General features: G+C 68.6%; 20 protein-coding genes. 6 read left to right on the top strand and 14 right to left on the bottom strand.

What is annotated here, in order from left to right:
- Positions 1–41: 41 nt before the first annotated feature.
- The 10 genes from J0911_RS10090 to J0911_RS10045 form a co-directional block, all read right to left on the bottom strand.
- Positions 42–1,235 (bottom strand): DUF3631 domain-containing protein, encoded by a 1,194-nt coding sequence (locus J0911_RS10090; protein ID WP_207275344.1) that lies wholly within the window; start codon positions 1,233–1,235, stop codon positions 42–44.
- Positions 1,232–1,714 (bottom strand): hypothetical protein, encoded by a 483-nt coding sequence (locus J0911_RS10085; protein ID WP_207275343.1) that lies wholly within the window; start codon positions 1,712–1,714, stop codon positions 1,232–1,234. The genes J0911_RS10090 and J0911_RS10085 overlap by 4 nt, the downstream gene beginning before the upstream one ends.
- Positions 1,711–2,490: a DUF3631 domain-containing protein gene (locus tag J0911_RS20750; protein ID WP_207275342.1), complete on the bottom strand. Its 780-nt coding sequence runs from the start codon at positions 2,488–2,490 to the stop codon at positions 1,711–1,713. The genes J0911_RS10085 and J0911_RS20750 overlap by 4 nt, the downstream gene beginning before the upstream one ends.
- A 15-nt stretch (positions 2,491–2,505) precedes the next feature.
- Positions 2,506–3,504, bottom strand: a complete 999-nt coding sequence (locus tag J0911_RS10075; protein ID WP_207275341.1) for a bifunctional DNA primase/polymerase — start codon at positions 3,502–3,504, stop codon at positions 2,506–2,508.
- 175 nt (positions 3,505–3,679) lie between these two features.
- Positions 3,680–4,027 carry a hypothetical protein gene (locus tag J0911_RS10070; RefSeq protein ID WP_207275340.1) on the bottom strand — a complete coding sequence of 116 codons (348 nt, stop codon included), beginning with the start codon at positions 4,025–4,027 and terminating at the stop codon, positions 3,680–3,682.
- Positions 4,028–4,029: 2 nt separating this feature from the next.
- Entirely contained in the window at positions 4,030–5,199 is a 1,170-nt protein-coding gene (locus J0911_RS10065; RefSeq protein ID WP_207275339.1) for a hypothetical protein, read from the bottom strand.
- A gap of 111 nt (positions 5,200–5,310) precedes the next feature.
- Positions 5,311–7,479, bottom strand: a complete 2,169-nt coding sequence (locus J0911_RS10060) for an FtsK/SpoIIIE domain-containing protein (RefSeq protein WP_207275338.1) — start codon at positions 7,477–7,479, stop codon at positions 5,311–5,313.
- Positions 7,479–7,862 (bottom strand): hypothetical protein, encoded by a 384-nt coding sequence (locus tag J0911_RS10055; RefSeq protein WP_207275337.1) that lies wholly within the window; start codon positions 7,860–7,862, stop codon positions 7,479–7,481. Before J0911_RS10055 ends, J0911_RS10060 begins: the two co-directional genes overlap by 1 nt.
- A complete protein-coding gene (locus J0911_RS10050; RefSeq protein WP_207275336.1) occupies positions 7,862–8,068 on the bottom strand; it encodes a hypothetical protein in 207 nt (68 codons plus the stop codon). The genes J0911_RS10055 and J0911_RS10050 overlap by 1 nt, the downstream gene beginning before the upstream one ends.
- Positions 8,069–8,082: 14 nt before the next feature.
- A complete protein-coding gene (locus J0911_RS10045) occupies positions 8,083–8,376 on the bottom strand; it encodes a DUF6284 family protein (protein WP_207275335.1) in 294 nt (97 codons plus the stop codon).
- A gap of 144 nt (positions 8,377–8,520) precedes the next feature.
- Between J0911_RS10045 and J0911_RS10040 the strand changes: the two genes are divergently transcribed.
- From J0911_RS10040 to J0911_RS10025, 4 genes are all read left to right on the top strand, one after another.
- Positions 8,521–8,838: a winged helix-turn-helix domain-containing protein gene (locus tag J0911_RS10040; RefSeq protein WP_207275334.1), complete on the top strand. Its 318-nt coding sequence runs from the start codon at positions 8,521–8,523 to the stop codon at positions 8,836–8,838.
- A 106-nt stretch (positions 8,839–8,944) separates the two neighbouring features.
- Positions 8,945–9,595: an NUDIX hydrolase gene (locus tag J0911_RS10035; protein ID WP_207275333.1), complete on the top strand. Its 651-nt coding sequence runs from the start codon at positions 8,945–8,947 to the stop codon at positions 9,593–9,595.
- Positions 9,588–9,998: an NUDIX hydrolase gene (locus J0911_RS10030; RefSeq protein WP_207275332.1), complete on the top strand. Its 411-nt coding sequence runs from the start codon at positions 9,588–9,590 to the stop codon at positions 9,996–9,998. The genes J0911_RS10035 and J0911_RS10030 overlap by 8 nt, the downstream gene beginning before the upstream one ends.
- 5 nt (positions 9,999–10,003) lie before the next feature.
- Positions 10,004–10,897 carry a DUF6602 domain-containing protein gene (locus J0911_RS10025; protein WP_207275331.1) on the top strand — a complete coding sequence of 298 codons (894 nt, stop codon included), beginning with the start codon at positions 10,004–10,006 and terminating at the stop codon, positions 10,895–10,897.
- On the opposite strand, the gene J0911_RS10020 is transcribed toward J0911_RS10025, so the two are convergent.
- Both J0911_RS10020 and J0911_RS10015 read right to left on the bottom strand, forming a co-directional pair.
- On the bottom strand, positions 10,860–11,369 hold the full coding sequence (locus J0911_RS10020; RefSeq protein ID WP_207275330.1) for a hypothetical protein: 510 nt from the start codon (positions 11,367–11,369) through the stop codon (positions 10,860–10,862). The two genes, J0911_RS10025 and J0911_RS10020, sit on opposite strands and share 38 nt — an antisense overlap.
- On the bottom strand, positions 11,366–12,517 hold the full coding sequence (locus J0911_RS10015; protein ID WP_207275329.1) for a helix-turn-helix domain-containing protein: 1,152 nt from the start codon (positions 12,515–12,517) through the stop codon (positions 11,366–11,368). Before J0911_RS10015 ends, J0911_RS10020 begins: the two co-directional genes overlap by 4 nt.
- A 392-nt stretch (positions 12,518–12,909) precedes the next feature.
- Here J0911_RS10015 and J0911_RS10010 point away from each other — a divergent pair, with 392 nt between their 5' ends.
- Together J0911_RS10010 and J0911_RS10005 are read left to right on the top strand one after the other, a co-directional pair.
- The gene (locus tag J0911_RS10010) at positions 12,910–13,164 is read left to right on the top strand and encodes a helix-turn-helix domain-containing protein (RefSeq protein ID WP_242636552.1); all 255 of its coding nucleotides are present in this window, start codon (positions 12,910–12,912) and stop codon (positions 13,162–13,164) included.
- 6 nt (positions 13,165–13,170) lie between these two features.
- Complete coding sequence (locus J0911_RS10005) at positions 13,171–14,229, top strand: tyrosine-type recombinase/integrase (RefSeq protein WP_207275328.1); 1,059 nt, start codon at positions 13,171–13,173, stop codon at positions 14,227–14,229.
- A gap of 414 nt (positions 14,230–14,643) precedes the next feature.
- Here J0911_RS10005 and J0911_RS10000 read toward each other — a convergent pair whose 3' ends face one another.
- Positions 14,644–14,889: a hypothetical protein gene (locus tag J0911_RS10000; protein ID WP_207275327.1), complete on the bottom strand. Its 246-nt coding sequence runs from the start codon at positions 14,887–14,889 to the stop codon at positions 14,644–14,646.
- 52 nt (positions 14,890–14,941) lie between these two features.
- On the bottom strand, positions 14,942–15,111 hold a 170-nt coding region (locus J0911_RS21290; protein WP_207275378.1), incomplete at its 5' end, for an integrase core domain-containing protein.

Here is a 15,111-nt window from a genome sequence, read left to right as displayed (position 1 = left end):
TTTGGGCTGACACTTGGTGCGGAGCGAAGTGTCAGCCCGGTTTAGTGGGTCTGACTTGGGGTTTCGGTGTCGGGCTGACGCTCTGACACTTCTGACACTTGGGTGCCGGTCCCGGTCTCGGGGTTCGTGGGGCAGTACCGCTCCCAGGTGTCGGCGAAGTCGGCCCGGTGGTAGCCGCGCTTCTGCCCGCCGGACTGGTTCAGCACGCGGGCGCGGATGTCGTACTCGCGCAGCATCGCGGCCAGGCGGTGGCCGGTGAGCCCCTTGGGGCCGTAGTCGGCCCAGGGGGCTTCCTCGTCGGTGTTGAGCCGGGCCAGGAGCACGGCCGAGGGCATCGCCTCGGCGTGCGCGTCGTCGAACGCTGCGCGGATGTCGCGCAGCAGTTGGGTGGTCTCGGATGCCTTGGCGGTCTCGTCGCGGGCGTTGGTGAGCTTCACGGCGGCCTTGCGTGCGGCGTCGGGCCAGTGCCCGCCTGCCTGGTCGGCGACCGCGATCAGCGGCTCCCACAGATCGGCCGGCCGGTCCTCGATCGGCATGTCAGGCGTGGCCAGTTCCAGGGCGCGCATGTTGGCGCGCGCCCACCGGTTCAGGCGCACGCGCAGGCGGTCCAGGGGTTCGCCATCGCGACGCTTGCGGTAGGGGGCGACGGTCTCGCCGGGCTTGCGGCGCCGCATGCTGATGACCACGGCCCGGTCCTCGATCGTGGCGGGCATGCGCCCGATGCCCGCGAGGGCGGCCATGGAGAACGTGGACAGCTTGTCCAGGTCGTCCTTGGCGGCGTTGTACCGCAGCGCGTAGGCGTCGCGCTCGAACCCACCGTTCAGCAGGCCGCGCAGGTCCTCATCCCCGGACGCCTTGGCACCGAACACGGTGTCTGCCTCGTCCAGCAGCAGCGTGGGCGGGTCCGACTTCGCCCCGGAGATCGCCCGGTAGACGGCCGACGAGGACACGTTGACGGCCATGAGTTCGCGGTGGCACAGAGCGCGGATGAGCTGCATGAGGCGGGACTTGCCGCACGCCTTCTCCGGCGCCCAGATCACCAGCCGCGTGGCGTGGGTCCAGGCCGGGACCGCGTGCGTGGCCGCGATCCACAGGACTACTCCGATCATGGCCTCGTCTGAGGGCAGGATGATGTATCGCGACATCGCCTCGCGCACCTCGTCCAGCAGCGCGGCACCGTCCATGTCCGGCTCCGGCTGAACCAAAGGGGCGGGGGTGGGGGTCGTGGCGCTCATGAGCGGTCCTCCGTCTCGTCGTCGTTCCCGGTGTTGCCGTGGTCGCGTGCGGTGCGTGCGGCCTCGGCGGCGGTGCCCTCGTCGTCCCAGCCGCCGCCGTACCCCTGCCCGTAGACGCGGCCAGGGTCGTCCTCGGGGACCACGCAGACGACGGGGGCCAGGACGTGGGCGCGCAGCTCGGCGGCCTGGTGTGCGGCGAACGCGGCCGGGGTGTCCGGGTCGGCCGGGGCGGGCCAGCGGCGGCAGGAGCACAGGTGCTCCCGGAAGCCGCCCGCGTGGGCGTCGGGTCCGATGTCGCGGTGACGGCGGCCGAGGAGGTCGGCCAGCTCGGCAGGGTCCAGGGCGGTGTCCAGGGCGCGGCGGGTCACGGTGCGCCAGTAGGCGCGACGGCGCGGGCTGCGTCGCTCCCACGGGATGGTGGAGTCGGGGCGGGTGTAGGCGGCGCGGGCGGCGCGCTCCAGCGGGCTGGGGGTGTTCATCGGCGGTCCTCCTTGGCGGCGTGGGCGGTCGCGAGGGCGCGGGCGGTGGTGGGCCAGTGCCCGCCCGCGGTGTCGGCGACCGTGAGCAGGGGCGCCCAGACGTCGGCGTCGCGGTCGGTCACGGGCGAGACGGGGATTGCGGTCATGAGGCGGAGGTGCTGGTCGTCGGTCCAGGCGTTCAGGCGGTGGTGCAGGTCGGTCAGGACGTGCCACCCGGGGCGGTTGCGGGGCCGGTATCCGGCCGGGGCGGTGGCGCGCAGGGTCACGGTCACGCCCTGGTCGGTGACGTAGTCCGGGACGGGGCCGAAGATGGCGGCCATGGCGTAGTTGGACAGCCGCCGCACCGTGCCCTCGGCCGCGTCGTAGGTGAGGGTGTGGGCTTCGCGGTGGAACCCTCCGCCCAGCAGCGCCCACAGCTCCATGCGCCGCCACTGGGGCGGCCAGTCGTGCACGAGCAGCGTGGGCGGGTCGTCCAGACCGCCTCGGGCGTCAACCGCGCGCAGCACGGCCAGGGGGGCGGCGGTGGCGGTGGTCATGGGCTTGTGCACGAGACCGGCCAGGGCGCCCATGAGCTTGGATCGCCAGCCGCCGCGCTCGGCGTTGACCAGCAGGCGCGGGGCGTGCGCCCAGCACTCGGGGGCGTGGGTGGCCGCGACCCACAGCGCGACCGCGCCCGCGTCGTCCTGGTCCAGCCGTGCCCACCGGGCCACGGTGTCGCGCACGTCGTCCAGCAGTCCGGCGCCGGTCTCGGCGGGGGTGGTGTGCTTGATCGTCATGAGTGCTGTTCCCTCTCAGGCGGCGGTGCGGGGGTTGTTGGCGCCTCGGCGGAAGCCGGAGCGGATGGTCTGTGCGGCCTCGGCCTGGGTGAACGGCGGTGCGCCGATGCCGAAGTGGACCGACGCGGCGGACAGGAGCGCGTCGTAGGCGTCGGGTGCGGGTAGGGCGCCGCCTGCCACGAGCTGGCCCAGCGCCACGGCGGAGCAGAACAGGCCGTGGTTCCGGCCGCCCTGGCCCAGCTCCCGCACCTTGCGGGCCTCGCCGTGGACGGCGGCGGCCACATAGCGGGGCACGTTCGCGCCCAGGCGGGGGGTGATGTGCCGGACCGTGCCCGGCGTCGGCGACGTGGGGGACGACGGCGCCAGGCGTTCGGTGATCCAGGCGGGCAGGTCGGCGACCTCGGCCGAGTCGGCGACCTCGTACGCTCGGCCACCCGCGAGGGAAGGCGGGGCCACGACGTACCCGCCGAGGCCGCGGGTGTCGATCAGCCAGCCCAACCGCCCGGCGGAGTTGCCCAGCTCGGCGCCGGGACCGGCCTCGGGACGCCGGTAGTAGCGGTGCACGCCACCGGACGGGGTGGTCACGGTCCAGGTGGCCGGCAAAACCGTCCCGGCCTGGTCGGCGAGGTCGGCGAGCACTGCCTCACCGGTGCTCACGCCACGACTGGACCAGTGCTCGGGTGTCTTCGTGTCGGGCTTGGCGAGGTCGGTGTCCACGACCAGGAGCCCCGAGGGGCCGGTCGCGATCCCGATCCCGAACGGCCGCGTGGACCATGCGCGGGTGATCCGGTCGAGGTCGTTGGTGGCGCGCTGCTCCCAGCCGGTGTGCCCGCTGCGGCACCACGGGTCGGTCCGGTCGCACTCGGCGGCGGCGTGGCGCGGGGTCGCCGGGCGCTTGGTGCCCGGGGTGAGGGGGAAGACGTGCCAGCCGCTGGCGGCGTATTCCAGGGCGGCGGCCAGGAGGGTGGCGTGGTGCTTGTCGGCGAGCGAGCTTCCCGCATGGGTGGCGTTCATGGCGGGTGTCTCCGTCCTGTTTTTGGCATGGGTCCGGTAGGGGCACGGCGGGTAGTGGTAGTGCCCGCCGTGCCCTGGCGGGGGTGGGGTTTCGCGGGGTGGAGCGGGGTTGCCGGTGGGGTGGCTACCCGGCTACTTCCGCAGAATCACGCGGTTTTCGCCGGTAGTGGCGCCGCTACCGGTAGCGGGGGGTTGGGCTACCGGATCGGGGGTTGCCCGGGTGCCCGGTGGGGGCGTGGTCGTGGTCGTCGTCGGGGGCCTCGGGCGGGTCGCCGAGGGCGATCCGGAACAGGACACCGGTCAGCACGGCGGCGAACGAGGTCAAGGCGAGTAGGGCGGCGATGGTCGCGAGGCCGTGCAGGTCGGCCTTCATCGCGGCGAGGGTGGCGGCAGCGGCCAGGGCGAACGCGACACCGGCAGCGCGGATGCCGGTCTCGACCCCGGCGACCAGGGCGCGCGCGTCCCGTGCCAGCTCGGCGGCCTCGGTCCCGGACTGGTCCAGCCGGTTCGTGGTGGTGGTCATGGTCAGTTCACCTCCGCGAGCACCGGCGCCACGGGCGTGGTGCCGGTCGTGTCCGCGCCGTTGTCTGCCCCGGCGGTGTCCGGGGTGGTGTCCGCCGTACGGGCCTCGGACAGCAGGCGGCGGGCGGTGCGGTCGGTCACGTCGTGTCCGGCCCCGGACAGGGCGGACATCGCATCCGATGCGGTGGCCTCGGGGCGGTCGGTCAGCAGGCCGGACACGATCGCGAGGCGTGCGGCCTTGTCCGCCCCGGCAGGCCCGGCAGGACGCGCCGCACGACGGTTCGTCCGCCCGGACTTGTCCGCCCGGACACGGGCGGACATGCGCGCCGCTGTCCGCCCGGACACTGCGGCGGACACGGGGGTGTCCGCCCGGATGTCCGCCACCTCGGCGGCCACGTGTCCGGCCGCCTCAAGGGCGTACCTGTCCGGGTGGGTGTCCAGGGTGCTGTCCGGGCCGGACAGGTGCACAGGCGCGGTGTCCTGTCCGGGGGTGAGGATCGCGGCCAGGCGGGCGCGGTCCTCGGTGTGCAGGCGGGCTACGTCGGCGGTGCCCTCACCGACCGCGCCGAGGGCTTCGCACCAGGTGGCGACCTGGCTACGCATTGCCTCCGGCGGCACCGTGCGCAGCGCGACGGCGCGTGCCCGGCGGCGGCGGGCCTCGGCGGCGGCCAGGCGTCGGCCGCCGTGGTGCTGGGCGCGGAAGAGGTCTTCGGTGGCGAGGAACAGGGCGTGCATGCGGCGGGCCTGGCGGGCGCCGGTCCAGGACTGGCCGGTGGCGAGGTGGCGGTCGCCGATGAGGGCCAGGTGCCACATCAGGGCGGCCAGGAGCGGCACGAGGAACCGGAACACGGCCGCGCCCAGGGTGTGGCCGATGAACAGCTCGTGCCAGGCCGCGAACGCACCCGACGCGGACGACAGGAACCACGTGAGGGTGAGGAGGGTGCCGCCGGGCCGGTTGTCCTTGGCTGCCTCCCGGGCCAGCAGGGCCACGGTGACCAGGGACAGCTCGAACACGCCTGCGGTGGCGTAGGCGGTGGCCGCGTCCATGGCGAGCACGTCGATACCGAACTGGACCATGGCGAGGTAGGCGCCCACGGTCGAGATGAGGGCGACCGAGACGGCGGCGGCCAGCACGAGGCCGCGTGAGCTGGTGGTGCGGGTAAGGGTGGTCATGGTCAGTCCTCCTCCAGGTCGCAGCCGCAGTCCAGGCAGCCGCAGTTGCAGCGCAGCTCGTAGTGGTAGCCGCACTCACAGCCGCAGGTCTCGCACTCGTCGGTGGTCATGTCAGTCCTCCTCGTCGGTGGTGGGGGTGAGTTCGCGGGTGATGTCGGTGCGGGCCAGGCCGCGCTTGTTCTGTCCGTGGTGCTTGACCTGGACGTAGGTGACGCCGTGGCGCTTGGCGGCGGCCAGGACTTGGGAGCCGTCCCAGCCCTCGTACAGGGCGGGGATGTGCCCGGCGAGGCGTTCGGCGAGGTCGTCGGCCCAGACCTTGCCGTTGGGCCATTCGGGGTCGTTCTCGGGCCACACGGCGATCAGGTGGTCGAGAACGGTGGCGTAGTCGTCATCGCCGGGCTCTTCGCCTGCGGCGACGCCGGACAGCAGGCCCTTGGCCTCCCGTTCGGCGCGGGCGCGGGCTACGACCTGCTCGGTGAGGATGCCGTCCACGTAGGCGGACCGCAGGAGCTGGGTGTCGGCCTTCTCTCCGAGCATGAGCGCGGTGCCCTTGTCTTCCTGGGAGAAGACGGTGGCGCGGCGGCCTGCCTGGTAGGCCGAGGTACCCAGCACCATGTCGTTGGTGACCTGGTCGCCCACGCGCAGGCAGATGCGCAGGGACAGCAGCGCGGAGATGCGTGCCGGGATCGCCTCGGCCGAGGGGCGCTGGGTGGCCAGCCACACCATGATTCCCAGTGCCCGGCCCAGGCGCAGGATGTTCTCGACCTTCTCCACGATCTCCTTGCCGATCACCTTGTGACCGAACGGGAGCTGGGACTCGTCGATCACCAGCAGCAGCGGGCGCAGCCCGTGCGGGTTGCCCACGGCGGCCAGGTCGTCGGTGAGCTTCTTCTCGGCCGACACGGAGATGGGCAGGTCCCGGATGATCTTGGACCGGCGGTTCATCTCGGCGGTGATCGCGTTCAGGTCGGCCAGGAGCGCGGCGTAGTCGTCCTCGTCCGAGCCGGAGCGGCACACGTGCGAGATGGGTTCCAGGGGCATCAGGTCACCGGTGCCCTTGAACTCGTGAATGTGCAGCTCGGTGCGCGGGTCCAGGGCGGCGCCCAGCATCAGCACCCGCAGCAGGAACGTCTTGCCCGCCCCGGGCAGGCCGCCCACGACGCCGTTGTTGTACATCAGGCACGTGGAGACCGGCCGACCGCGCTGGTCCTCACCGATGACGAAGTCCTCGAACACGTTCACCGCGCCCTTGTTCCGGTAGGCGAACCGGACCAGGTCACGCTCCGAGAGCGCCTTGTCGGCGATGTACAGGTTCAGCCGTGAGGGGTGAGCCTTCGCGTTCCCCTCGGGCCACACGCAGTCCTGCGGGCGGCGCAACGCACCGGCCAGCTTCTCCTTGTTCTTGATCACGTCCGCGACCGTCGCGCCGGGCGGCAGGTCCACATGGATCTCCACGCCGCCGGTGGTGGAGAAGATCCGCAGAATCTTGATCTCGGCGTTGCCCTTACGCACCTCCGAACGCTGCCCGGACAGGCCAAGCGTCATCAGCGCGTCCGTGACCGTGTCCACCGTCAACGGCGGGACCTCTTCCCGCCGCGTCTCCGCGATCGGTGCGGCCACGCGGCGGGTGCCGACGATCCCGAGCCCCGTCACCGCAGCGGCACCGGCCGCCATGGTGGCGACGGTGAGACCGTCCGGCCCGGCCTGCGCGTTGATCGTGGCCCCAGCGACCCCAAGCAGGACGCCACCGGCGGCGAGGCCGCCCAGGCGGGCGCGCACGCCGTCCGCGTGTTCCTTACGCAGGGTCTTGTACTCGGTCGTGCCCTTGGCCCCGGCGATCAGGGCGGCGCGCTTGGCCTTGTTCTCCGAGTCCAGGACCCAGCGGGCCAGGGCCTTGGTGCAGATGCCCAGGCCGAGGGCGGCCCGGCCCAGGAACCGAGTGGTGTACAGCGGGGACCGCACGCCGTGGTGCGCGGACCAGGTGGCCAGGAACTTCGCGTGCCGGCGGAACGCGGGAACGAACACGTCCCACGAGGTCAGCCACTCCGGCAGCACCGGAACCTCACGATCCCCACGGTGCTCGATCACCCGCGCGGGCCGCGCCGCGACATCGGCCGAGGGCGCCGGGGCGTCGATCACCTCGGCGTCGGGGGCGGGGTTGTCCTCCGGCTGAACCATGCCCTGGTCCAGCTCGCCACCCCCAACGTGGGGGTTGTTGCCGTAGACCAGCTCCGCCAGCTCGGCGTCACTGGGCGTACGGTCCTCGTTCTCACGGGTCATCAGGCAGCCCTCCCCGGGGCGTTCGTGGTGGTGTTCTCCCACTGGGACAGCCACGTGTCCCACTGAGCGGGCGTGAGCGAGCCGGACTCGTCGGTCCACTCGGTGCGGGCGGCCAGCCACTCCCGCTCGAACCGCTCCAGCGACGGGCGGCCGACGTGCTCGAAGTGCTCGACCAGCTCGGCCGACGCGAACGCCTCCACGCGGGCGAACGGACCGGTCATGAGCGAGTAGGAGTCGATCCCGGCCGCCATGCCGCGCCGGTTCAGGAACCGGGCGTTCGTAGCGACCTCGGCCGCCTCGTAGGCGGCCTGGACGACCAGCTCGAACTCAGCGCGCATGCGCGACCACTCGGCCGCCGCGTGCTCGAAGATCGGCGACCCCATCAGGCACCCGCCACGCCGGAGACGGCCTGCACCAGCGAGTTGAGGCCGTCCTGGAAGCCGCCCAGGATCGTCGGCCCCCACGCGGTGGCGGCCAGGGACAGGCCGAACAGGACACCCAGCACCCAGGAGCCCACCGCGACGCGCTTGAAGTAGAAGCCCGCGACGACGGCGACCAGCAGGACGAAGAACAGAGACATCGTGACCATGGCGTTTCTTCCTCTCAGGCAGCAGCCGACGCGGGCGCGGCGGCCAGGGAACGGGAACGGGCGGGACTGCGGTCGCCGGACCGGCGGACCTTCACGACCGCCACGCGGGCGGCCTGCGACTTGCGCGACACCGCAGCCAGGACGGCCACGGCCTGGCGGTGACGACGCACCGCGACCTCACTGGGACGCGCGGCCAGGACGCACTCGGCGTCCACCACCGCGCACTCGGCCTCGATCACCGGCCACTCGGCCTCGATCGCGGCCAGAGCCGACAACGACGGCTCTTCGACACTCGACTTGCTTGACATCCCGGACTCCTCCGAGGGTTTGGGGCCGCGGGTCGACCCGTTAGAGACATGGTGTACTTAGTGCACCTAGTGCGTCAAGTGATGCGAGGAAACTCGCAGGCAGGGCGTGTGATGTACTGAGTGCACTAAGGAGGCGGTGCCCGGATGACAACCCACCTGAGCGGCAAGGAACTGGCCGAGAAGTTCCGCCGGCAGATCGACAGCGGCGAGCTCCCAGACGACGCGAAGCTGCCCTCGAACGCTGAACTCATGAACGAGTACGGCATCTCCGCAACCGTCGTCCGCGATGCCTTTGCGGCGCTCATGGCAGAAGGGCTTGTGATCGGCCACCAGGGCAAGGGGCGGTTCGTCGTCCCGGCTAGCCAGCGACGCCCGAGGACGACGACGAGCGACCTCGACGAGCGCGTATCCCGGCTCGAAGCACGGGTCGCGGCGCTCGAAGAGGCCGGGTCGAAGTCGTAGGTCGTTCGCATGTGACCAGCAAACTTCGGATCGCATGGGGGCTCGATGAGCCCTCGGTGCAACTCCGATGCAGCGCCAGTGCAAGCCAACGCAGGGGGTGATTGCAGTGACCGTGATCGACGCGTGGACGGGCGAAAGGGCGACTCGCCTTCAGTCCGCGCTGCGCATGTCAAACGACGAGTTCGCGAACCATCTCGGGATCGCACCGCGGACTGTCGCGGGATGGCACCAGAACCCAGCGACCAGGCCACGGCCCGATATCCAGCGGATACTCGATACGGCCCATGAGAAGGCCGACGACGGCGCCCGCGAGCGGTTCCGCGTCGCGATGCGGGCAGACGAGGCGGACGCGGGCAACGGCGCCGCTCAACAGCTCACCGTGGCTATCGCAATAGTCCAGCGCGCGGACTGTGTGCTCCTCGTCCAGCGTCGAGACGACGGCGAACTCAGGTGGCAGTTTCCGGCGGGCATCGTCAAGCCAGGCGGGGACCCAGCGAATGCCGCCGTCCGGGAGACGTACGCCGAGACAGATGTCCACTGTTCCGTCACCAAGCAGATTGGCGCACGGGTACACCCGCATACGGGTGTCTACTGCGAGTATTTCCACTGTGACTACCTGGCAGGCGAGGCGCAGAATCGCGACGTGGCCGAGAATGCCAGCGTCACATGGGCACCGATCGCGAACCTGACCAAGTTCATCCCCGAGAGCACCATCTACGACCCGATCCTCGAAGTGCTGGGAGGCACCCATGTCTGAAGCAGTGACCGAAGAGAAGCCCGCTATCGCGGCGGCCATCATCGTCCAGGACGGCAAGCTCCTCCTGGTCCAGCGGCGCGTATCCGAGGGCGAACTCTCGTGGCAGTTCCCGGCGGGAGCTGTTGAGCAGGGTGAGACGTTCGAGGACGCCGCCGTGCGCGAGACCTCCGAGGAGGCCGGTCTCACGGTCGAGGCGGTCAAGCTCCTCGGCGAGCGGGTGCACCCAAAGACCGGCCGACTCATGGGCTACGTCGCTTGCGACGTTAAGAGCGGTACCGCGTACGTGGCCGACGAGGATGAACTCGCAGACTTCGCGTGGGCAACACCGGACCAGTTCAGCGACTACGTGCCATACGGCTTCGCGCCGATGGTCCAGGCGTACCTGGCTGAGCGTATGGGCTGATCATCATGAACCTCGTTGAAAAGTACTGGTCTGGTGTACTCAGGCGACTTCAGGCAGAGGTGGACGGTTTCAACAGCATCATTGGTCACAAGGGTGAGATGGGGCGAGAGAACGAGCTATCGCTGTCCCGGGTGCTCGCAAGCCTGATGCCGCTCCGGTATGGCGTCGGTTCCGGACTGATATTTGATTCGAAAGGGAATCGGTCGGCTCAGACTGACATCATTCTCTACGACGCTGTCAACGAACCGGCTATCCTTGCTCAGACAAACCAAGTCCTGTTCCCTGTCGAAAACGTCAGGGGTGCAATTGAGATAAAAACGTCAATCAATGGTGCAGAGATCCAAGACATTGGGAGAAAGGTCAAGAGCGTTCGAGAGTTGAACTCCGAACAGGGCTCGGATCCGCTCTGCTGTGCGGTCGGTTATTATGCCACGCAAGAAATGCAGACAATCGCGGCGCACATTTCGGATCTGTCTTCGGAACAGTTGCCCGACCTGCTTCTTGTGCTCGACCCCGCACTCTTGTGCGTATCCAGCACACTGGCGAGCGATCTGGGCTGGACGGTCCCAGCAGGACAAGACCATTTCATCGGTGTGGCGCCAGTCCAACAACGAAAGGATGGCGCGGTGCTTGCCGGGGCATATGTACCACCTCCGGACAAAGTGAGCAGGCAAGCCATCCACGAAGGGAGCCTTCACACGATCTTTTCGCTCCCTGATCGCGAGGCATACCTTGCTGAATCAGCTCGTGCCTTGTTGCTGTTCGCTGAGGGTCTGCTTACCGGACTCGCTTTGAGGGATAGTCGTCCTGTTCCGAGTTTTCACCACTACGTGACGCAAGAGCTTCGCGATCTCATCCCGATTAGGGCATCGACAGATGGCCGAGGCCAAGATGGTTGAGGGCGCCACGAGCGTCAATCATGCTCCAGCCAGCGAGATTGGCGATCTGTTCCATGGTCGGACGGAGAGGCGTCTCGCCGTTGTCCTCCGTTGCGAGCACAAATTCCCGCGACTCGGACTGGAGTTGCAGGCATAGGCAACCCACCGTGGCCATGGCGTTCTCACCACTCTCGATGCCGTCGATGCCGTACTCAAAGCCCGCTTCTTGGACGTAGCCCATGAATGGTCGCATCCAGCTTATGCTCGGATTGTAGTTATCAATCTTGCTAGTAAGTCCGTTTGCCCAGGACCAGATCGGTTCACCACGTGCGATAACGGTCAGTTCGGTGGCGACATCACGCGGGAAGCCGAGAATGCCTTGGTCGACACAACTCGTCAGCCCGTGGATCATATCGGCATGTCTTGCGCTATCGATTGAGCGCGAGATCTCATGGAGGACGCTGGCGTCCGCGATGCAAATCGACTTGCTCACCCGACCGCACCTTCCATCGCGAGGCCGCGGGCTGTCTCCAGTTCCTTGTCGGAGAGCTTTAAGAGATCAAGAACCTGGGACCGCTTCAGGGTTCCCGATTCTTCGGCGTCGAGCACCGAACTGACGAAGCTCCATCCGTACTGATCGACGCGAATTCGAGGCTTGGTTCGCTCTGTTCCGGGGGTGTATCGACCGCCGGGTATCTTCTTGTCGGCCTCGGCTAGCACTTGCTGATACAGAGTCGCTGGGGCGAGGCCGAGCGTCTCAGCCCTAATGGCCGCGGCCTGAATGCTTACCCGGAAGTAGTTCCGAATCTTCTTGGCATCTTCGACGGTGGAGACTCTGCCCCGCACCTTCTCCGTCACGGCGTTGCGGAACGCTGCTTGAGGCATTAGTAGTGCGGCAGCCACACGGTTGCAGAAACCTTCGATGCCGTCGTTTGACCGAGTGAGGCACACGGAGTCGTCACGCAAGGTCAGGTGTGCCAGCTCATGGGCGTACGAGAACATGCGGGCTCGTACATGATCTCTGGTATTCACGGCAATCAGAGCTTCGTCGTTCTCGTGCAAGCTAAAGCCCCGAGTGACGCCTTCATCCATGGTCATGTGGAGTACGAGTACCCCGCGCCGTTGAATAGCATTCCTTAGCGCTTTAGCAGCGCTTGTGTCGGTGGTGCCGCTGTTCGTTTGCTCTTCAAGGCTCCAGTTCAACCAGCTCCTGAGCTGAGAAGCGATCGCCTCTGGATCTTCGTCGCTCTGTGCTCGCGGAACGGGTGGAGGTCGCTGGGAATCCTCCTCGCGCCGCCCTGCAAGCCAGAGTGACACCTTCAGCACGGAGGCAGCTCTCCGGACGGCCTCGCTGGTCTCAGCCGGAACTTCGCTCGGAGCACCGCTGTACTTCCGAAACTCAACTGCATGGTCGCGAGGTCGTCTTGGCGGCTCTGGCAAGAACAGGAACGATGGCTTGCAGCCGAGCAGCTTGACCAGGGAGTTGAACTGCCCCTTGTTCGGAGCCTTGGTCTCGGCGATCCACGCGCGGATGGTCGCTGGGGTGACCCCTGTTGCTTCCGCGGCGGAGCGTACATCCAGACCGCGATCGCGGAGCGCCCACTGGAGGACAGTTCCGGTGATCGGCATCGGCTTGGCCATGCCTGCCATGATGGCACTAACTGCTACCGGAGCGGGCAGATCGGGCGGGTGATTCGTGCCCCCCTGGTGCCCCCCGAGGGCGCAAGCTCAGGGTCTCGGTGCACTCGATGCACGCGTGCTTGGCTGATGGACGAAGGATCTGCTGACGCGAACGCTTGTTCGCAATGAGAAGGTCGGGGGTTCGAATCCCCCTAGCTCCACCCGGTGAAAGGCCGCTGATCCGCAGATCAGCGGCCTTTTTCGTTCCGTCACGGGAGCTCGCGAGGCATCGGACATTTAGGGACGATGCGATGACGATGACACGGTTCGTGACACGGTTGGGGTGCCGACCGTTGGCGATGACTGCCCACGGTGGCGCTCGCGGCCAGGGGTGCCAGGCGCACCTGGATGGCATGAGCACGACGCACTCACCCGAGGGGCCGATGGACCGCAGCGCGCCCCTGTGGACCCTGGACGAGTTGTGCGCGTTCCTGCGCACCACGCCGGCCACGGTGCACACCTGGCGCAAGAGCGGGCGTGGTCCGCGCGCGTACCGGGTGGGGCGGCATCTGCTGTTCGCCGAGCCCGACGTGCGCGCGTGGCTGGCCGAGCACGCCGACCGGATGGACGACGCCGGTCACGGTGACGCCGACGGGTCAGGGTGGTGATCCGCCGTGGGGAAGCAGACGCTGAAGCCGGGTGAGCACGGCGAGATCTTCCTGAAGGAGACGAGCACAGGCTCCTGGCGCGGGCGGGCGCGCCTGCGCCTGCTGGACGGTGACTACACCTCCGTGTCGCGGAGCGCGTCGAACCGGGATGTCGCGCGCCTGCGGGTGCAGGAGGGCATCACCGAACGTCTCAACGCGCCGAAGGGTTCGGAGTCGCTGACGCCGACCTCGAAGTTCGGGCTGGCGTGCCGTGAGTGGGTGAACGAGATGCGGGTGCGGGCGACGTGGCCGCGTCCGCCGATCCGGCCGCAGACGATCGACGAGTACGAGCGGCTGCTGGGGAACCATGCGGTGCCGAAGCTCGGCAAGCGGCGCCTGAACGAGCTGACTCCGGCGGTGTGCCAGGGGCTGTTGGACTCGATCGTCGAGCGTGGCAAGGACGGGAAGTTCGACTTGGTGACGACCGCGTCGCAGGTGCGTAGCGCGGTGAACCAGGTCCTGGACCGTGCGGTGATCCACGACGCGTTGCGGGACAACCCGATGCGCAAGACGAAGGCCCCGGCGCCGCAGAAGCCCGATCCGAAGGCGTTGACCGTCACGGACGTGTACCGGCTGCGGGCCGCCGTGCGGGCGTGGGAGGAGGACCGTCGGGGCAAGCCCGGGCCGAAGCCGCGCGGGCACCTGCCCGCGGCGGTCGACCTGATGCTCGGGACCGGTATGCGGATCGGCGAGGTGATGGCCCTGCAATGGGGCGCGGTGAACCTGTCGCCGGACGGGCTGCCGACGGTCGCCGTCGAGGCGACGATGGTGGACATCAAGGGGGCAGGCGATGATCGAGATCGGCGAGGAGGAGGCCAGGAGTGCTGTGTCCGGGAAGGTGGAGCGTGTGCCTGTGGCCGGGCGCGTGAGCGTCGCGGTGGCGGTCGCCGATCCGGACGAGTCCGGTTGGTAGCCAGAGCGTCATCCCTGCTCGCACGGTGGTGCCAATTTGGGACCACCGTCAGCGTCCGGGTTGTTCCTTCGATCGAACTGGGCCGCTCAGCTCGTGAGCGGGACGTGACATGAGGTTAGGCATCCATGTCCCCCGGGACGTCCCCCATGGTGTCCCCCTCGGGGGCGCGACACTCTCCCAGGGCGGGAAGGACTCACGGTTCAGCCGGACTTCGCGGCTCGCTATCCGAAGCGCCGTAACTTCGCCCGGTTCCTCCGGTGCTGTTGATTCAACAGAACCAGATCCGTCCAAATCATCCCGGGATTCTGTGCGCTGATCTATCCAGATGGCGTCCCTCTTGTCATCCCGTTCATCGTGCGCGGTCCTCGATACAGCGTCAACGACCTGCAGTGTTCGTCCTGCTGGACCGGTGTGGCGGCCTGCGTTCCGGCGGGCGAGTACTGGTGAAGGTCTTCGACTGACATCCCGGGGACGTAGCGCCTCGCTCGCAGCCAAGCATCGGACGGCGACCCAAATGACCCTTGGATCTATCGGCTGCCCCCTGATGCGAGCAGCGGATTCGGGCCATTCGACCAACCGAGCAGGGGCGTGTCCGGCGTGGTTCCGGCGCAGGCTGCGGCGAGGTCGGCCAGCGCAACGGTGAGTCGTGGCGAGATGTCGTCGACCATGGCCGTCAGTTCGTCGATGAGCGCTGGGAATCGTGTCTCGGGCAGAAGCGCGGTGAACCACACGACGTGCCGCCATGCCAGGCCTGCGGCGCGGGCATGGCTCATCGCGATGTACGGGGCAATGTGCGGGTGAACCGCCCCGGGTTCTGTGGAGAGTTCAGTTGTTGACGACGGCTGGCTCTCCAGCCGGGGCTTGAGTGTAGTAGGCGTGCTCGACGGTGGCCGGTGCGGCGTAGTCGAGTGCGGAGTGGACGCGGCGCTGGTTGTACCAGTCGACCCATTCGGCGGTGGCGTACTCGACGTCCTCGAGCGTCTTCCACGCCCCGA

It is taken from the genome of Myceligenerans salitolerans (assembly GCF_017349295.1).
Lineage (GTDB): Bacteria > Actinomycetota > Actinomycetes > Actinomycetales > Cellulomonadaceae > Myceligenerans > Myceligenerans salitolerans.
Note: the sequence above shows the minus strand (reverse complement) of the source record. Positions and strands in the feature narration are given on the sequence as shown.

Excerpts from the sequence above, each read along its gene's own strand:
- J0911_RS10090 (WP_207275344.1), bottom strand. The coding sequence starts at position 1,235 with ATGAGCGCCACGACCCCCACCCCCGCCCCTTTGGTTCAGCCGGAGCCG.
- J0911_RS10085 (WP_207275343.1), bottom strand. The coding sequence starts at position 1,714 with ATGAACACCCCCAGCCCGCTGGAGCGCGCCGCCCGCGCCGCCTACACC.
- J0911_RS20750 (WP_207275342.1), bottom strand. The coding sequence starts at position 2,490 with ATGACGATCAAGCACACCACCCCCGCCGAGACCGGCGCCGGACTGCTG.
- J0911_RS10075 (WP_207275341.1), bottom strand. The coding sequence starts at position 3,504 with ATGAACGCCACCCATGCGGGAAGCTCGCTCGCCGACAAGCACCACGCC.
- J0911_RS10070 (WP_207275340.1), bottom strand. The coding sequence starts at position 4,027 with ATGACCACCACCACGAACCGGCTGGACCAGTCCGGGACCGAGGCCGCC.
- J0911_RS10065 (WP_207275339.1), bottom strand. The coding sequence starts at position 5,199 with ATGACCACCCTTACCCGCACCACCAGCTCACGCGGCCTCGTGCTGGCC.
- J0911_RS10060 (WP_207275338.1), bottom strand. The coding sequence starts at position 7,479 with ATGACCCGTGAGAACGAGGACCGTACGCCCAGTGACGCCGAGCTGGCG.
- J0911_RS10055 (WP_207275337.1), bottom strand. The coding sequence starts at position 7,862 with ATGGGGTCGCCGATCTTCGAGCACGCGGCGGCCGAGTGGTCGCGCATG.
- J0911_RS10050 (WP_207275336.1), bottom strand. The coding sequence starts at position 8,068 with ATGGTCACGATGTCTCTGTTCTTCGTCCTGCTGGTCGCCGTCGTCGCG.
- J0911_RS10045 (WP_207275335.1), bottom strand. The coding sequence starts at position 8,376 with ATGTCAAGCAAGTCGAGTGTCGAAGAGCCGTCGTTGTCGGCTCTGGCC.
- J0911_RS10040 (WP_207275334.1), top strand. The coding sequence starts at position 8,521 with ATGACAACCCACCTGAGCGGCAAGGAACTGGCCGAGAAGTTCCGCCGG.
- J0911_RS10030 (WP_207275332.1), top strand. The coding sequence starts at position 9,588 with ATGTCTGAAGCAGTGACCGAAGAGAAGCCCGCTATCGCGGCGGCCATC.
- J0911_RS10025 (WP_207275331.1), top strand. The coding sequence starts at position 10,004 with ATGAACCTCGTTGAAAAGTACTGGTCTGGTGTACTCAGGCGACTTCAG.
- J0911_RS10015 (WP_207275329.1), bottom strand. The coding sequence starts at position 12,517 with ATGGCCAAGCCGATGCCGATCACCGGAACTGTCCTCCAGTGGGCGCTC.
- J0911_RS10010 (WP_242636552.1), top strand. The coding sequence starts at position 12,910 with ATGAGCACGACGCACTCACCCGAGGGGCCGATGGACCGCAGCGCGCCC.
- J0911_RS10000 (WP_207275327.1), bottom strand. The coding sequence starts at position 14,889 with ATGAGCCATGCCCGCGCCGCAGGCCTGGCATGGCGGCACGTCGTGTGG.